This window comes from Methylosinus sp. shoA (assembly GCF_059718125.1).
The window spans coordinates 1,957,284-1,972,001 of the sequence record NZ_AP046091.1 but is presented as its reverse complement, the minus strand read 5'-3'; the positions used below and the strand labels follow the sequence as shown (position 1 = coordinate 1,972,001).

At 66.4% G+C, this 14,718-nt stretch carries 17 protein-coding genes; 8 read left to right on the top strand and 9 right to left on the bottom strand.

All coding sequences use genetic code 11. The features are described 5' to 3' along the window. Positions 1 to 23 precede the first annotated feature (23 nt). Positions 24 to 1,310, top strand: coding sequence for a 5-aminolevulinate synthase (gene hemA / locus AC6IW9_RS08885; protein ID WP_497771601.1), 1,287 nt, complete (start codon positions 24 to 26; stop codon positions 1,308 to 1,310). 204 nt (positions 1,311 to 1,514) lie between these two features. On the opposite strand, the gene purC is transcribed toward hemA, so the two are convergent. Beyond that, positions 1,515 to 2,309, bottom strand: a complete 795-nt coding sequence (gene purC, locus AC6IW9_RS08880; protein WP_497771598.1) for a phosphoribosylaminoimidazolesuccinocarboxamide synthase — start codon at positions 2,307 to 2,309, stop codon at positions 1,515 to 1,517. Between the two features lie 301 nt (positions 2,310 to 2,610). On the opposite strand from purC, the gene AC6IW9_RS08875 reads away from it, so the two are divergent. Further along, on the top strand, positions 2,611 to 2,934 hold the full coding sequence (locus tag AC6IW9_RS08875) for a DUF1476 domain-containing protein (protein WP_497771595.1): 324 nt from the start codon (positions 2,611 to 2,613) through the stop codon (positions 2,932 to 2,934). Between the two features lie 49 nt (positions 2,935 to 2,983). Beyond that, entirely contained in the window at positions 2,984 to 3,724 is a 741-nt protein-coding gene (gene truA / locus AC6IW9_RS08870; RefSeq protein WP_497771593.1) for a tRNA pseudouridine(38-40) synthase TruA, read from the top strand. Between the two features lie 13 nt (positions 3,725 to 3,737). Here the strand turns inward: truA and AC6IW9_RS08865 are convergent, their stop codons facing one another. Together AC6IW9_RS08865 and AC6IW9_RS08860 are read right to left on the bottom strand one after the other, a co-directional pair. Further along, complete coding sequence (locus AC6IW9_RS08865; RefSeq protein ID WP_497771590.1) at positions 3,738 to 4,052, bottom strand: hypothetical protein; 315 nt, start codon at positions 4,050 to 4,052, stop codon at positions 3,738 to 3,740. A 117-nt stretch (positions 4,053 to 4,169) separates the two neighbouring features. Then, a complete protein-coding gene (locus tag AC6IW9_RS08860; RefSeq protein WP_497771587.1) occupies positions 4,170 to 4,619 on the bottom strand; it encodes a GatB/YqeY domain-containing protein in 450 nt (149 codons plus the stop codon). 89 nt (positions 4,620 to 4,708) lie between these two features. Here AC6IW9_RS08860 and carA point away from each other — a divergent pair, with 89 nt between their 5' ends. Continuing rightward, positions 4,709 to 5,908 (top strand): glutamine-hydrolyzing carbamoyl-phosphate synthase small subunit, encoded by a 1,200-nt coding sequence (gene carA / locus AC6IW9_RS08855; RefSeq protein ID WP_497771584.1) that lies wholly within the window; start codon positions 4,709 to 4,711, stop codon positions 5,906 to 5,908. 64 nt (positions 5,909 to 5,972) lie between these two features. On the opposite strand, the gene argH is transcribed toward carA, so the two are convergent. Beyond that, positions 5,973 to 7,364: an argininosuccinate lyase gene (gene argH / locus AC6IW9_RS08850; RefSeq protein WP_497771581.1), complete on the bottom strand. Its 1,392-nt coding sequence runs from the start codon at positions 7,362 to 7,364 to the stop codon at positions 5,973 to 5,975. A 24-nt stretch (positions 7,365 to 7,388) separates the two neighbouring features. On the opposite strand from argH, the gene tlpA reads away from it, so the two are divergent. Then, positions 7,389 to 8,060: a thiol:disulfide interchange protein TlpA gene (gene tlpA, locus AC6IW9_RS08845; RefSeq protein WP_497771579.1), complete on the top strand. Its 672-nt coding sequence runs from the start codon at positions 7,389 to 7,391 to the stop codon at positions 8,058 to 8,060. Next, positions 8,057 to 8,626 (top strand): NUDIX hydrolase, encoded by a 570-nt coding sequence (locus AC6IW9_RS08840; RefSeq protein WP_497771576.1) that lies wholly within the window; start codon positions 8,057 to 8,059, stop codon positions 8,624 to 8,626. The genes tlpA and AC6IW9_RS08840 overlap by 4 nt, the downstream gene beginning before the upstream one ends. A 73-nt stretch (positions 8,627 to 8,699) precedes the next feature. On the opposite strand, the gene grxD is transcribed toward AC6IW9_RS08840, so the two are convergent. From grxD to purL, 3 genes are all read right to left on the bottom strand, one after another. Then, a complete protein-coding gene (gene grxD / locus AC6IW9_RS08835; RefSeq protein ID WP_497771574.1) occupies positions 8,700 to 9,041 on the bottom strand; it encodes a Grx4 family monothiol glutaredoxin in 342 nt (113 codons plus the stop codon). Positions 9,042 to 9,113: 72 nt separating this feature from the next. Further along, positions 9,114 to 9,344: a BolA/IbaG family iron-sulfur metabolism protein gene (locus tag AC6IW9_RS08830; protein WP_497771571.1), complete on the bottom strand. Its 231-nt coding sequence runs from the start codon at positions 9,342 to 9,344 to the stop codon at positions 9,114 to 9,116. Beyond that, positions 9,325 to 11,562 (bottom strand): phosphoribosylformylglycinamidine synthase subunit PurL, encoded by a 2,238-nt coding sequence (gene purL / locus AC6IW9_RS08825; RefSeq protein ID WP_497772477.1) that lies wholly within the window; start codon positions 11,560 to 11,562, stop codon positions 9,325 to 9,327. The genes AC6IW9_RS08830 and purL overlap by 20 nt, the downstream gene beginning before the upstream one ends. Before the next feature lie 328 nt (positions 11,563 to 11,890). On the opposite strand from purL, the gene AC6IW9_RS08820 reads away from it, so the two are divergent. After that, entirely contained in the window at positions 11,891 to 12,562 is a 672-nt protein-coding gene (locus AC6IW9_RS08820) for a hypothetical protein (RefSeq protein WP_497771569.1), read from the top strand. Here the strand turns inward: AC6IW9_RS08820 and AC6IW9_RS08815 are convergent. Then, on the bottom strand, positions 12,556 to 12,951 hold the full coding sequence (locus tag AC6IW9_RS08815) for a DUF3126 family protein (protein WP_497771566.1): 396 nt from the start codon (positions 12,949 to 12,951) through the stop codon (positions 12,556 to 12,558). The two genes, AC6IW9_RS08820 and AC6IW9_RS08815, sit on opposite strands and share 7 nt — an antisense overlap. Positions 12,952 to 13,088: 137 nt before the next feature. Beyond that, positions 13,089 to 13,637, bottom strand: coding sequence for a hypothetical protein (locus tag AC6IW9_RS08810; protein ID WP_497771560.1), 549 nt, complete (start codon positions 13,635 to 13,637; stop codon positions 13,089 to 13,091). Between the two features lie 192 nt (positions 13,638 to 13,829). On the opposite strand from AC6IW9_RS08810, the gene AC6IW9_RS08805 reads away from it, so the two are divergent. Continuing rightward, positions 13,830 to 14,450, top strand: a complete 621-nt coding sequence (locus tag AC6IW9_RS08805) for a DNA-3-methyladenine glycosylase I (RefSeq protein WP_497771557.1) — start codon at positions 13,830 to 13,832, stop codon at positions 14,448 to 14,450. The last annotated feature ends 268 nt before the right edge of the window (positions 14,451 to 14,718 follow it).

Sequence of the window (14,718 nt, the reverse complement as noted above, 5' to 3'; positions counted from 1 at the left end):
ACAGCGGCATGAAGGACCGTCACATGGATTACCGGCGCTTTTTCGAGACGGCGATCACACGTCTCCAGGACGAGCGCCGGTATCGAGTATTCGCGCATCTCGAACGCTGCGTCGAATGTTTTCCGCGCGCGCTCTGGCATCGGGGCGACGGCTCGACGCAGGATGTGACGATCTGGTGCTCCAACGACTATCTGGGCATGGGGCAGCACCCGGATGTGATCGCCGCGATGGTGGAGACCGCCGGCCGCGTCGGCGCGGGCTCCGGCGGCACGCGCAACATCTCCGGCACCAGCCATGCGATCGTGGAGCTCGAGAGAGAGCTCGCCGATCTCCACGGCAAGGAGGCCGCGCTCGTCTTCACATCGGGCTGGATCTCCAATCTCGCGGCGATCTCGACGATCGCCGACCTGCTGCCGGACTGTATCATCTTCTCCGACGCCTCCAACCACAACTCGATGATCGAGGGCGTCAAGCGCTCACGCGCCGACCGCAAGATCTTCCGCCACAATGATCTCGCCCATCTCGAGGAGCTGCTCGCCGCAGCCGGCGATCGGCCGAAGCTGATCGTCTTCGAGAGCCTCTATTCGATGAACGGCAATATCGCGCCGGTCGCCGAGATCGCCGCTCTCGCCGAGCGCCATGGCGCGATGACCTATATCGACGAGGTCCATGCGGTCGGCATGTATGGCGCGCGCGGCGGCGGAGTCTGCGAGCAGGCGGGCGTGATGGACCGCATCGATGTGATCGAGGGCACGCTCGCCAAAGGATTCGGCACGCTCGGCGGCTATATCGCCGGCGATCGCGTCGTCATCGACGCGATCCGCAGCTATGCGGCCTCCTTCATCTTCACCACCGCCCTGCCGCCGGCCGTCGCCGCGGCGGCGACGGCGGCGGTGCGCCTCTTGAAAGTGCGGCCGGATCTCCGCGCCGCCCATCAGCGCGCCGCGCATATCACCAAACATGCGCTCGCCGCCGCCGGACTGCCGGTGCTGGAGAACGGCTCGCATATCGTGCCGGTGATGGTGCGCGACGCCGAGCTGTGCAAGGCGGCGAGCGACATGCTGCTGGAGCGGCACGGCGTCTATATTCAGCCGATCAACTATCCGACCGTCGCGCGCGGGACCGAGCGCCTGCGCATCACGCCGACGCCGCGCCATACAGCCGAGCACATCATGGTTCTGGTCGAAGCGATGGTCGATGTCTGGAACACGCTCGGCATCGCCTTCGTCGAGCCGCCGCAGCATCTCCATATCGATCCCGAGAGCCGCGAGCGCTGTACCTATCCCGAGATCAAGCTCGCGGCGCAGTAAAACGAAGGTTCGCGCTTCCTTTCTCCCGCTCGCGGGAGAAAGGCGCCCCGACGAAGTCGGGGCGGATGAGGGCGGCTGCGGTTCGCGGGATGGAAGAAAGCTTCGAGGTCGCTGCGGCGGGACGAGCCCTCATCCGACCTCGCTTCCGCGAGGCCACCTTCTCCCGCAAAGCGGGAGAAGGGAAGCGCCCGATCTTTCCACCCTTTATTGCACCAGCTTGGGCTGGGTCGGTCGGGGCGTCTCGTTCTCCTGCAGAATGCCGAGACGGCGCGCCACTTCCGTATAAGCCTCGACGAGGCCGCCCATGTCGCGGCGGAAGCGGTCCTTGTCCAGCTTGTCGTTGGACTTGATGTCCCACAGCCGGCACGAATCGGGAGAAATCTCGTCGGCGACGACGATGCGCATCATATCGCCTTCCCAGAGGCGGCCGCACTCCATCTTGAAATCGACGAGGCGAATGCCGACGCCGAGGAAGAGGCCCGAGAGGAAGTCGTTGACGCGTATGGCGAGCGCCATGATGTCGTCGATCTCCTGCGGCGTCGCCCAGCCGAAGGCGGTGATATGCTCCTCGGAGACCATCGGATCGTCGAGCGCGTCGTTCTTGTAATAGAATTCGATGATGGAGCGCGGCAGCTGCGTGCCCTCCTCCATGCCGAGACGCTTCGACAGCGAGCCGGCGGCGACATTGCGCACGACCACTTCGAGCGGGACGATCTCGACTTCGCGAATCAGCTGCTCGCGCATATTGAGCCGGCGGATGAAATGCGTCGGCACGCCGATGTCGTTCAGATGCTGGAAGATGAACTCCGAGATCCGGTTGTTGAGCACGCCCTTCCCGTCGATCACCTCGTGCTTCTTGGCGTTGAAGGCGGTGGCGTCGTCCTTGAAGTGCTGGATCAGGGTTCCGGGCTCGGGACCCTCGTAGAGGACCTTGGCCTTGCCTTCGTAGATGCGGCGACGGCGGTTCATGGGGATCAACCGGGGCTTGAGAAAGTCCATCTGTCGGGCCGTGGCTCCCTCGGTTCGGCTCTCGGCTGCGCCTCCGGACGGCCTTTCGGCGGCGGACGGGGCGTCGGCCCGGAGCGGCGTTCGCAGTGGCCGCGGATGGAACGGGGTCCTATCCTGTTCCTGCGGCGGTTACAACCCGCAGCGCCAGACTAGCCGAATCGACGAGCGGTTACAACTTGACTGAAATTTTCGCAATTCGCATGAACGACATTGGCGTTTCACCCTAATTGCGAATATAGGGCGCATGTCCCCGCGCGCGCCGCTTCGCGCGGCCGAAACAGTCGAGGTCGAGATGAGCACGTTCGATAATCGTGAGGAGTCTTTCGAAAAGCGCTTCGTTCACGAGCAGGAGCTGCAATTCCGCGCCGAGGCGCGGCGCAACAAGCTGTTCGGCCTGTGGGCGGCCGAGAAGCTCGGCAAGACCGGCGCCGAGGCCGAGGCCTATGCCGAGGCCCTCGTCGTCGCCGAGGCCGCGTCGGCCGATGCGACGGAGCTGGTGTTCGCCAAGGTGAAGGCCGACTTCGAGGCGGCGAGCGTCGACCAGTCGGACCACCAGATCCGCCGCACGCTGGATGAATTGCTGGAGACCGCCAAGGCCGAGATCAAGGCGGGCTGACGATCACGCTCGGGAGAGGCCGGCGGCCGGCCTCTCCTCTCACGGTCCCATGCCCCGCTTCGCGCTCACGATCGAATATGACGGCGGTCCCTTCGTCGGCTGGCAGCGCCAGGAGAACGGGGTCGCGGTGCAGCAGCGGCTGGAAGAGGCGGTCGCGGCGCTGGAGGGCGGCGCGCGCCGTGTCGTTCATGGCGCCGGGCGCACCGACGCCGGCGTGCATGCGCTGGGACAGGTCGCCCATGTGGACCTGACGCGCGACTGGCGCGAGGATCGGCTGCGCGACGCGCTCAACGCCCATTTGCGTCCGGACCCGATCGCCGTGCTGGAGGCGCGGCGCGTCGCCGAGGGCTTCGAGGCGCGCTTCTCGGCGGCGCGCCGACACTATCGCTACATCATCGACAATCGCCGCGCGCCTTTGACGCTGCAGCTCGGTCGCGCCTGGCATGTGAAGCGCCCCCTCGACGCCGAGGCGATGCACGCCGCGGCGCAGCTTCTCGTCGGCCGGCATGATTTCACGACCTTCCGCTCGACGGAATGCCAAGCCTCTTCGCCGATCCGCACGCTGGAGCGGCTGGATGTGCGCCGCGACGGCTCGCGCATCGAGATCGTGACGTCGGCGCGCTCCTTCCTGCACAATCAGGTGCGCTCGCTGGCCGGATCGCTGGAGCATGTCGGTTCCGGCCGCTGGACGGCCGCGGATCTGCGCGCGGCGCTGGACGCGAAGAATCGCGCCCGCTGCGGCCAAGTCGCTCCGCCGCACGGGCTCTACCTCGTCGCCGTCGATTATTGAGCGCCGCCGGCGCTCACTCTATGCCGGCTTCGCGGTTGCGGGCATTGATGGCCTTGCGCAGCTGATCGTTGATCGCGACCGGATCGGTCGGCGACGGCTTGGCCATCAGCAAGGCGCCGCGCACCAACGACGCCTCCTCGGCCGTCAGCACGATGGGCCCGGCCATGAAGGCGGCGTTGGGGAGCGTGTGCAGAATGGCGCGCCGATTGGGATGGTCCTTGACGTCGACGACCTGGTCGGCGACCGGCTGGCCATCGACACAGACGAAAGCGCCTATGACCTCGACTTTTCGGCCGTCGGAGGTCTCTCGGATGAACGTCTTTTGCATCGGTCTATCTGCTCATGCTTGTTGAATCAGGCCGGTCCTGGGCCGCGTAGAGCATAGCAAGCACTGTGCCGTCGTGGGGGGTGGACTTTCGGAATCGTATCGAGAAAGGGAGGGAGTTCAGCCCGAGAGGGCGGCCTTCACCGCGGCGCTGGCCTTTCCGAAATCGATGCGGCCCGTATATTTGGCCTTGAGCGCGGCCACTACCTTGCCCATGTCCTTGATCGAGGCGGCGCCCGTCTCGGCGATCGCGGCCTCGATCGCCTCCGCGACCTCGGCCTCGGAGAGCGGCTGCGGCAGATAGGACGAGATCACCTCGATCTCCGCGCGCTCTTTTTCGACGAGGTCGGCGCGGCCGGCCTTCTCATAGATGTCGAGCGATTCCTGCCGGCTCTTCACCATTTTCTGCAGCAGAGCCAGAATATCGTCGTCCGACAGAATCTTGCCCGTGACGCGCGCCTCTATGTCGCGGTCCTTGAGCCCGGCGGTGATCATGCGGATCGTCTCGACCCTGGCCTTGTCGCCGCTCTTCATGGCCGACTTGAGGTCGGCGGTGAACCGTTCGCGCATTGTATTTCCACTTCGCAGTGAAATGTTCTAGGGAAGCCGCGGGCGCGCGAGGCGCCCCCGGCGAATGTTGGGAAAGGCATAGAGCGCGGATGAGATCGGATCAAGACGAAGCGGCCGGCTGGACCGCGCCGGTCCACACCGGGGTCCTGGTTCTGTCGACGGGCGAGGCGATATTCGGCTTCGGTTTCGGCGCCGCGGGCGCGGCCGTCGGCGAAGTGTGCTTCAACACCGCCATGACCGGCTATCAGGAGATTCTGACCGATCCGTCCTATGCCGGGCAGATCGTCACCTTCACCTTTCCGCATATCGGCAATGTCGGCGTCAACGACGAGGACGTCGAGACCGTCGACATCGCCCATTGCGCCGGCGCGCGCGGCGTCGTCATCGGCGCGCCCTCGGGCGATCCGTCCAACCATCGCGCGTCGCGCCCCCTCGCGCAATGGCTCGTCGCGCGGGGAATCGTCGGGCTCAGCGGGATCGACACGCGCGCGCTGACGACGTTGATCCGCGAAAGGGGCATGCCGAACGCCGTCATCGCGCATGCGCCGGACGGCGTCTTCGATTTGGATGAGCTGCGCGCCGAGGCCGCCGCCTGGCCGGGGATCGACGGCATGGATCTCGTGCCATCCGTTACCGCGGCGGGGCGTTACGAGTGGGACGAGACGTTGTGGCGCTCCGGCGCCGGCTATGGCAAGCGCAATGGCGCGAAGCGTCGCGTCGTCGCCATCGACTATGGCGTCAAGCGCAACATCCTGCGTCTGCTCGCCGAGGCGGGCTGCGAGGTGATCGTCGCGCCGGCGACGGTGACGGCCGAGGAGATTTTCGCGCTCGGGCCGGATGGCGTGTTCCTCTCCAACGGACCGGGCGATCCGGCCGAGACGGGCCGCTACGCCGTGCCGGTGATCCGCGAGTTGCTGGCGCGCAGGACGCCGGTGTTCGGCATCTGTCTCGGCCATCAGATGATGGCGCTCGCCGTCGGCGCGAAGACGCAGAAAATGCCGCAGGGCCATCACGGCGCCAATCATCCGGTGAAGGATTTCACCACCGGCAAGGTCGAGATCGTATCGATGAACCATGGCTTCGCGGTCGACCGCGACAGTCTGCCGGCGAATGCGGTGGAGACGCATCGCTCGTTGTTCGACGGCTCCAATTGCGGCATCGCGCTCACCGATCGCCCGGCCTTTTCCGTGCAGCACCACCCCGAGGCCTCGCCCGGCCCGCAGGACAGCCACTATCTCTTCGCGCGCTTCGTGGAGATGATGGAGAAGGCGAAACTCGAAAAAGTCTGAAGCCGGACTCTCGCCGCTCTCTCCTTCTCCCACGAGTGGGAAAAGGGAGCGCCGCCCTTTCTTTTTAGGCTTTCTCTCTGGCCAACTGCTTCAGCCAGCGCCGCGCCTGCTTGCGCACATTCTCCGGCGCCGCGCCGCCATAGCTCGTGCGGCTCTTCACCGATTTGTCGACGCCGAGCACGCTGAACACATCCTCCGTGATACGCGGCTCGACGCTCTGCATCACGTCGAGCGGCGTCTTCTCGAGCCCGATGTTGCGCTCCGCCGCGATCGCCACGATGCGTCCGGTCACATGATGCGCCTCGCGGAAGGGAAGGCCGAGCGCGCGCACCAGCCAGTCGGCGAGATCTGTCGCCGTCGCATAGCCGGCGGCGGCGGCTTTGCGCATGCGCGCGCGATCGACGCTCATGTCGCGGACCATGCCGGCCATCGCGGCGACGCAGAGCGCGAAATTGTCGAGCGCGTCGAACGTCCCTTCCTTGTCCTCCTGCATGTCCTTGGAATAGGCGAGCGGCAGGCCCTTCATCACGATCAGCATCGCCTGCAGCGCGCCGATGATGCGCCCAGTCTTGCCGCGCACCAGCTCCGCCGCGTCGGGATTGCGCTTCTGCGGCATGATCGAGGAGCCGGTGGTGAACTTGTCCGACAGGGAAACAAAAGCGAATTGCGGCGTCGTCCACAGCACGATCTCTTCGGCGAAGCGCGAGAGATGCGTCGCCGCGATCGCCGCCGCGGACAGCGTCTCCAGCACGAAGTCGCGATCGGAGACGCTGTCCAGCGAATTGGCCGTCGGCCGCGCGAAGCCGAGCGCTTTCGCGGTCATCTCGCGATCGATCGGGAAAGAGGTGCCGGCGAGCGCCGCCGCGCCGAGCGGACATTCGTCGAGCCGCTTGCGCGCGTCCTGAAAACGCCCGCGGTCGCGCGCGAGCATCTCGACATAAGCGAGAAGATGATGGCCGAAGGTAACCGGCTGCGCCGATTGCAGATGGGTGAAGCCGGGCATCACGCTGCCGGCCTCCTCGAGCGCCTTCTCGGCGAGGGCGCTCTGCAGATCGGCGAGCTGCGATTCTATGTCGTCGACCGTGTCGCGAATGAACAGGCGAAAATCCGTCGCGACCTGGTCATTGCGCGAGCGCGCCGTATGCAGGCGTCCGGCGACCGGGCCGATGACCTCGGCGAGCCTCTGCTCGACATTCATATGAATGTCCTCGAGCGCGCGCGAGAAGGCGAAGCTCCCCTCCTCGATCTCGCCACGAATTCGTTCTAATCCGCGCGTGATGGCGGCGGCGTCCTCCTGCGACAGGATGCCCGTCGCGGCGAGCATCGCGACATGAGCGAGAGAGCCGCGCACATCCTGCGGAGCGAGCCGCTTGTCGAAGTCGATGGAGACGTTGATCGCCTCCAGGATCGCGTCGCTTGCGCTCTGGAAGCGGCCGCCCCATATTTTGCTCGTCATGAAGCCTCTCGGAAGAACCGACCGATGACCGACCAGACAGAAAAACCCAGCCGAGGCCGCCTGCCGACAGTCGCCGCAGCCGCGCTCGTTCTCGCCGCCGGTGCGGGGGTTCTATACGTGAACGGCGGTCCGAGCGGCAAGAAGGGTTCCGGCACGGCCTGCGCCGCCTCGCGCGAGACGTCGCAGCGCGTGTCCTCTCTCGCCAAGGGCGAGGTCGCGGCCATGTCGATCGCCGGCGAGCCGGAGCCCATGCCGGAGCTGACCTTCACCGGGCCCGACGGCGCGCCGCGCAAGCTCGAGGATTTCAAGGGCAAGACCGTGCTGCTCAACCTCTGGGCCACATGGTGCGTGCCCTGCCGCAACGAGATGGCGGCGCTCGACCGGCTGCAGAAGGAGGCGGGGTCGGAAAAATTCGAGGTGGTGACGGTCAATGTCGACACGTCGAAGCTCGACCGGCCCAAGACCTTTCTGAACGAGATCGGCGCCAGGAGCCTCGCCTTCTACGCCGATCCCAAGGCCGAGATCTTCTTCCAGCTGAAGCAGACGGGCCAGGCGCTCGGTCTGCCGACCACCTTCCTCATCGACGGCAAAGGCTGTCAGATCGGCCTGATGCAGGGGCCGGCCAAGTGGGATTCGGAGGAAGGCCGCTCGCTGGTGACGCAGACCGCCGAGCTCTCGTCGACTCCTACTCCGTGAGCGAGGATCCGCTGCGGCCCTGGGAGGTGCGCGCTTCCCGGACGTTGATCCACGACCGCTGGATCAGCCTTCGCGCCGATCATTGCGTGACGCAGCGCGGCGTCGTGCTCGACCCCTATTATGTGCTGGAATATCGCGACTGGGTCCATGTCGTCGCGCTGGACGAAGAGGACCGGCTGCTGCTGGTGCGCCAATATCGCCATGGCGCGGGCGAGATCTCACTGGAGCTTCCCGGCGGCGTGATGGACCCGCACGAGAGCGACCCGGTCGCTGCCGGAGCGCGCGAGCTATTGGAGGAAACCGGACATGAGGCGGCGTCGATCCGACATTTGACGCGGCTCTCGCCGAATCCGGCCTCGCACGCCAATCGCGTGCATGTGCTCTACGCCGAGGGCGCGCGTGCGGTCGCGCCGTTGAAGCTCGACAGCTCCGAGGACATCGCCGTGGAGGTCATGCCCTGGCGCGAGGCGCTGGAGATGGCGCTCGGCGGCGGCATGATCCATGTCCAGCACGTCGGGCTGCTGGTCATCGCATTGGCGCAGGTCAAGGGCGTGAAGATCGGTTGAAGGGTGAGAACAAAGAAAGTTCGCGCCCCTTCTCCCGCAAGCGGGAGAAGGGAGAACGCCGAGAAAGCGCCCTTTACGCCTTCGCCGCCTGCTTGTGCGGGATGCCTTCCTTGTCGAACAGCGCGACCAGCTCGCCCGATTGGAACATCTCGCGGGTGATGTCGCAGCCGCCGACGAACTCGCCCTTCACATAGAGCTGGGGAATGGTCGGCCATTGCGAATAGGCCTTGATGCCCTCGCGGATCGCGCCGTCGGCGAGCACATTGATGCTCTTGAAGGGCACGCCGACATGGCCGAGGATCTGGCAGACCTGCATGGAGAAGCCGCATTGCGGCGCTTGAGGCGTGCCCTTCATGAACAGCACGACGTCGGCGCTGTCGATCTCGTTCTTGATCGCGGTGGTGATGTCCGACATGGGATTTCCTTTCGAGCGGAATTCAAGGTTCCGTTGCAGGCGGCCCGGCGATCCCGCCGGACGTGAAATGATTTAGAGAGCGATCGTCGTCAGCGCCAGCGCATGAAGCTCGCCGCCGAGGCGATCGCCGAAGGCCTTGTTGACCATCTGATGCTGCTGCACGCGGCTCTTCCCGCGAAAAGCCTCCGACTTCACCGAAGCGGCCCAATGGTCGCCGTCGTCGGCGAGTGCGGTGATCTCGATCACGGCGTCCGGAATAGCCGCCTTGATGAGACGCTCGATTTCACTTTTCTCCATCGCCATTTGCGCGTCGACCTCCTCGAGACCCGCCGAAGACGCCATCGTCCCCGGCCATATAGGCCGGCAGCGGCGCTTCATGCGCATGTTGCAAAACGCTTAGCAATATCGGCGCCTCGCCGGGCAGAATCAACGAGGTTCCGCCGGTCGCGCCGAGCGCGAGCGCGGCGACGCCGGCCGCGGCGGCCTCCTCGATGATTTTCTGCGCCTCGGCTGGCTCGGCGACGACGATATATCGGCCCTGATCCTCGCCGAACAGCGCCGCATGCGCCGGACCCGCCGGCAACCGCTGGATCGTCGCACCGACGCCGCCGGCCAGCGCCATTTCCGCGAGCGCGACGGCGAGGCCGCCGTCCGAAAGATCATGCGCGGCGAGAACGCGCCGCGCAAGCACGAGCCCGCGGACGAAATCGCCATTGCGCCTCTCGGCGGCAAGGTCGACCGGCGGCGGCGCTCCCTCGCGACGCCCGCAGAGGTCACGCAGATAGGCCGATTGGCCGAGCCGGCCCCAGGTCTCGCCGAGGAGGAGAATCGTCTTGCCGCCGTCGGGCAGAGCGAGCGTCGAGGCGAACGCGACATCCGCTATCACGCCGACCCCGCCGATCGCCGGCGTCGGCAGAATGCCGGTCCCCTGCGTCTCGTTGTAGAGCGAGACATTCCCGGAAACGATCGGAAAGTCGAGCGTGCGCGCCGCGTCGCCGATCCCTTCGAGACAGCCGACGAACTGTCCCATGATCTCGGGCTTTTCCGGATTGCCGAAGTTCAGATTGTCGGTGAGCGCCAAGGGCGTTCCGCCGCGCACGGAGATGTTGCGCCAAGCTTCCGCCACCGCCTGTCGTCCGCCTTCGACCGGATCGGCCCCGCAATAGCGGGCGGTCACATCGGTCGTCAGAACGAGGCCTTTCGGCCCCTCGCCCACCCGCACCACGGCCGCGTCGCCGCCCGGCGTGCGCACGCTATTGCCGAGAATGAGATGGTCGTATTGCTCCCACACCCAGCGCTTGGAACAGAGGTCCGGCGTCGCGAGCAGCGCCAGCAGCGCCGCGCCGTTCGAACAGGGCGGCGCGACCGAGCCGGGATCGAGGACGGGCGGCTTCGGCGTCGCCACATGCGGCCGGTCATAGACCGGCGCCTCGTCGCCGAGCTCTTTGATCGGCAGATCGGCCTCGACGACGCCCTTGTGCTTCACGACGAACCGCAGAGTGTCGGTCGTGTGGCCGATGATCGCGAAGTCGAGCCCCCATTTGCGGAAGATCGCCTCGGCCTCTTTCTCCTGCTCGGGGCGCAGAACCATGAGCATGCGCTCCTGGCTCTCCGAGAGCATCATCTCATAGGCGGTCATGCCCGGCTCGCGGCAGGGGACGGCGTCGAGATCGAGCTCCACGCCGAGATTGCCCTTGGCGCCCATCTCGACGGCCGAGGAGGTGAGCCCGGCCGCGCCCATGTCCTGAATGGCGATGACCGCGCCCGAGGCCATCAGCTCGAGGCATGCCTCGAGCAGCAGCTTTTCGGAGAAGGGATCGCCGACCTGCACGGTCGGGCGCTTCTCCTCGGCGTCGGCCTCGAAGGACGCCGACGCCATCGTCGCGCCATGAATGCCGTCGCGGCCCGTCTTCGAGCCGAGATAGACGATCGGATTGCCGACGCCGGCCGCCGCCGAATAGAAAATGGCGTCGGTCCTGGCGAGGCCGACGGCCATGGCGTTGACGAGGATGTTCCCGTCATAGGACGAGTCGAACTCGGTCGAGCCGCCGACGGTCGGCACGCCGAAGGAATTGCCATAGCCGCCGACGCCCGCCACCACGCCGCCGACGAGATGGCGGGTCTTCGGATGCTCCGGCCTTCCGAAGCGCAGCAGGTTCAGGCAGGCGATCGGGCGCGCGCCCATGGTGAACACGTCGCGCAAAATGCCGCCGACCCCGGTCGCCGACCCCTGATAGGGCTCGATGAAAGAGGGGTGGTTGTGGCTCTCCATCTTGAAGACGCAGGCGTCGCCGTCGCCGATGTCGATGACGCCGGCGTTCTCGCCCGGCCCCCTGATCACCCAGGGCGCCTCGGTCGGCAGCTTGCGCAGATGGATGCGCGAGGATTTGTAGGAGCAATGCTCGTTCCACATGGCCGAGAAAATGCCGAGCTCGGTGAGGCTCGGCGCGCGGCCGACGAGGGCGAGGATCCGGTCGTATTCGTCGTTCTTCAGCCCATGGGCGAGCGCCGCCGCGCGCATGGCCTCGCTGTCGTTCGTGTCGGTCGAAGCTGTCAAATGGTCGCACCTTCGAAATGCGCGCGTTGCGCGCTGCGCTTTCGGTCGCGGCCACAAGGCCGTCCGAAAAGACCGCCTCTCGATTAATGCCCGTGCCGCGCGAAGGCAACCGGCGGCCGGCCTCTCGGCCGGCTCGCAGAGCTCTCTCCCCAGCCCTCCCGCTGCGCAAGGAGAGCGGTTCGCATCGCGCCGCCGCCGATGCGGGGCCTTTTCACTTCGGCCGAAATGACGCAGGAGGGATTCGGCGCCGCTCCTTCGAACGGCGCGCATCGAGTGGCGGGCCGTTCGATCCATGCGCCTTCTCTTTTCCTCTCTCGCCGTGGTTCTCGTCGCGCTTCTCGCCGCCGGCGCCTATCGCGCCACACGGCGCGGCGCTGGAAGCGGCCCCACATTCGTCGAGGCGAGCCTCGACGGCGCGCAATTCACTTATCCATTGTCCTTCGCCCGCGACGGGACGACGCGCATGGGCGGAGATCATCTCGACCATCTCGCCTTTCTCGCCGTCTTCCCCGATTTCGCCGCGGCGCCGCCGGCGAGCGCCGATCCCGAGCTGCGCGCCGCACGGGAACAGGACGAAAATCTCGTCTTCATCGTCGTCGCGCCCAAGGACGAGACGATTGATCCGGCCGAACGGCCATCGCGCCTCTACGCGCGCTTTCTCGAGAGCGAAGTGTTCGGCGGGCCCGGCGGGCTGATGCTGCGCCGCTTCGAGGCCGGCTCGCCCTATGAGCTGGAGCAGCTCTATCTCGCCCCGCCCGACGGCGCCCTGTTCTTCGCGCGCTGTCCGAAACAGGAGGCCGGCTTCATGGGCGCGGCGGCCTGCCTATGGGCGCTGCGCCGGGGCGCCCTCGACGTGGAGGTGCGCTTCTCGCCCGCTCTGCTCGAGCATTGGGACCGGCTGGTCGAAGGGACGCTCGGCTTTCTGCGCCGCATCGAGGCCGACGCCGCTCGACGCGCTCAGTAATCCTCGAGATCGAAATCGAGGATGGCGATCTGCAGCGTGAAGCTCTGCCGCTTGGCGTCGTCGGCGGAGATGACGCCGAGGAAATCCTCGCCGCTGTTGAGCTCGACCGAATCGGTCTTACGCCCATGCGGCGCGAGGATGAGCTTGTCGTTTTCGAACAGCTTGCGCAGATAGGACTGCAGCGTCTCGCGCCCGACCGGCAGCTTCATCGAGAAGGCGAAGGAGCGGTCGCCGTCCTCGTCGTCGACGGTGATGGCGGCGATCTTGCGCTCTCCGAGATGGACCGCGCCGTCGTCCGGGTTCTGGGGATCGGGCGTCACCTTGATCCCCTCGTTCCCCAGCGACTGGCGCAAGAACGCCTGCAGCTTGCGCAACTCGCTCTTGTCCAATGCGGCTTCCCCCTGTTGCTGCCGTGCGGCCCGCAGCCTGTGCCACGAATCGCCGCTGCGCCGCAAGGGGGCGGTCGCTGCGAAACCGCCCGGCGCGGCGCGCGCCGGACGGTTCGACCGTCCGTCTCGCGTCCGGCTTATTCGCCGCCCGACTTCAGGCGCTTGTTGCACTCGCTCCAGAATTTCGGCCAGGTGAGCTTGGGATTCGCCTTGAGCAGCTCGGCCTTCTTCGCTTTCCACTCGGCGCCGCATTTCTTCTGGCGGGCCGCCTGGGCGGCCTTGGTGTCAGGCTTGGGCTTGGCGGCTTCGGTCGGGGCGGCTTCGGTCGGGGCGGCTTCGGTCGGAGCGGCTTCGGCGGGCTTCGGAGCCTCGGACGACGGGGGAGCGGCGGGCGGAGGCTCTACGGCGGTCGGGGCCGGAGCAGGGACGGGAGCGGGAGTCGGCTCGGCTTCAGCCGGGGCGGGCGCCGGCGTCTCCGCCGCCGGCTCGGCGAGGCGGGCGCGACAAGCCTTCAAAAAGTCTTGCCAGCTCTTGCCCTTCAATTCATTGGCGGCCTTGGCGGCCTGATATTGCGCGCCGCATTCCTTGAGGACATTCGCCTGCGCTTTCGCTTCACTCGCGGAGCCGGCGGCGATTCCGACCGCGAGAGCGCCGGCCGCGACGTAAGAGACGAGACGGATCGACATAAAATTTCTCCCCTGGTGAGCGCCGTGGCCGAAGAGGTTCATCGGCGCGAACGGCTCCCGACGGCCGCGACGCGAGCACGGCCTGTGCCAATTGTCGGCCAACGACACATTGGCCGCAAGCTCGCCGGGCGCACAATGAGGATGTTATGAAACGCTCTTTCGGCGGGCGGAAAGAGACGGGAGGCGCGAAACATGGTGAAAGAGCGTAAAAATCCGCGCGCCTGGCGCGATGCGGCGGCGATCCTTCATGAAGACGGTCTCGCCCGCTGTCCTTGGGCCGGGATCGATCCGCTCTATGTCGCCTACCACGACGAGGAATGGGGCCGCCCCGAGCGCGATTCGCGCGCGCTGTACGAGAAGCTGATCCTAGACGGCTTTCAAGCCGGTCTCTCCTGGATCACGATCCTGCGCCGGCGGGACGGATTCCGCGCCGCATTCGAGGGGTTCGATCCCGTCGCCGTGGCGCGCTTCGACGCCAGCCGCGTCGAAGCTTTGATGCAAAATCAGGCAATCATCCGCAATCGCGCCAAGATCGAAGGCGCCGTCGCCTCCGGCCGCGCCTTTCTCGAGATCGAGGAGCGGCAGGGCTTCAGCGCCTATCTCTGGGATTTCGTGGATGGCGAACCGATCGTCAACCGGCCGCGCACCACGGCGGAGATACCGGCCGAGACCGATCTCTCCCGCCGGCTCTCGAAGGATTTGAAGTCCCGCGGCTTCGCCTTTTGCGGGCCGACCATCGTCTACGCTTTCATGCAGGCGGTCGGCATGGTCGACGACCATCTCGCCGATTGCTGCTGCGCGCAGCGAGCCTGAGCGTCGAGCGTCGGCGATTACTGGCGTCCGGGAAATGATCGCAGGGCGAGCCTCGTGTCGCTTCGCTGTTTCATTTGGCAGGCGCGACGGCGCTCATGCTGGCCGGAAGTGTGGTCTCGTCGGCGAGATCGGAGAAGCGCGTCATATGTAGGCTGTTCCGACGCCGGGAAAGTTGAGCTTCTTACAGCGGCGCGTCAGGGAGACAGCCGGTCCTCGCGCGGGCCTGCCGGCCCATCCGACCCTCGCTTCCCGCACAGCGTGAGAAGCG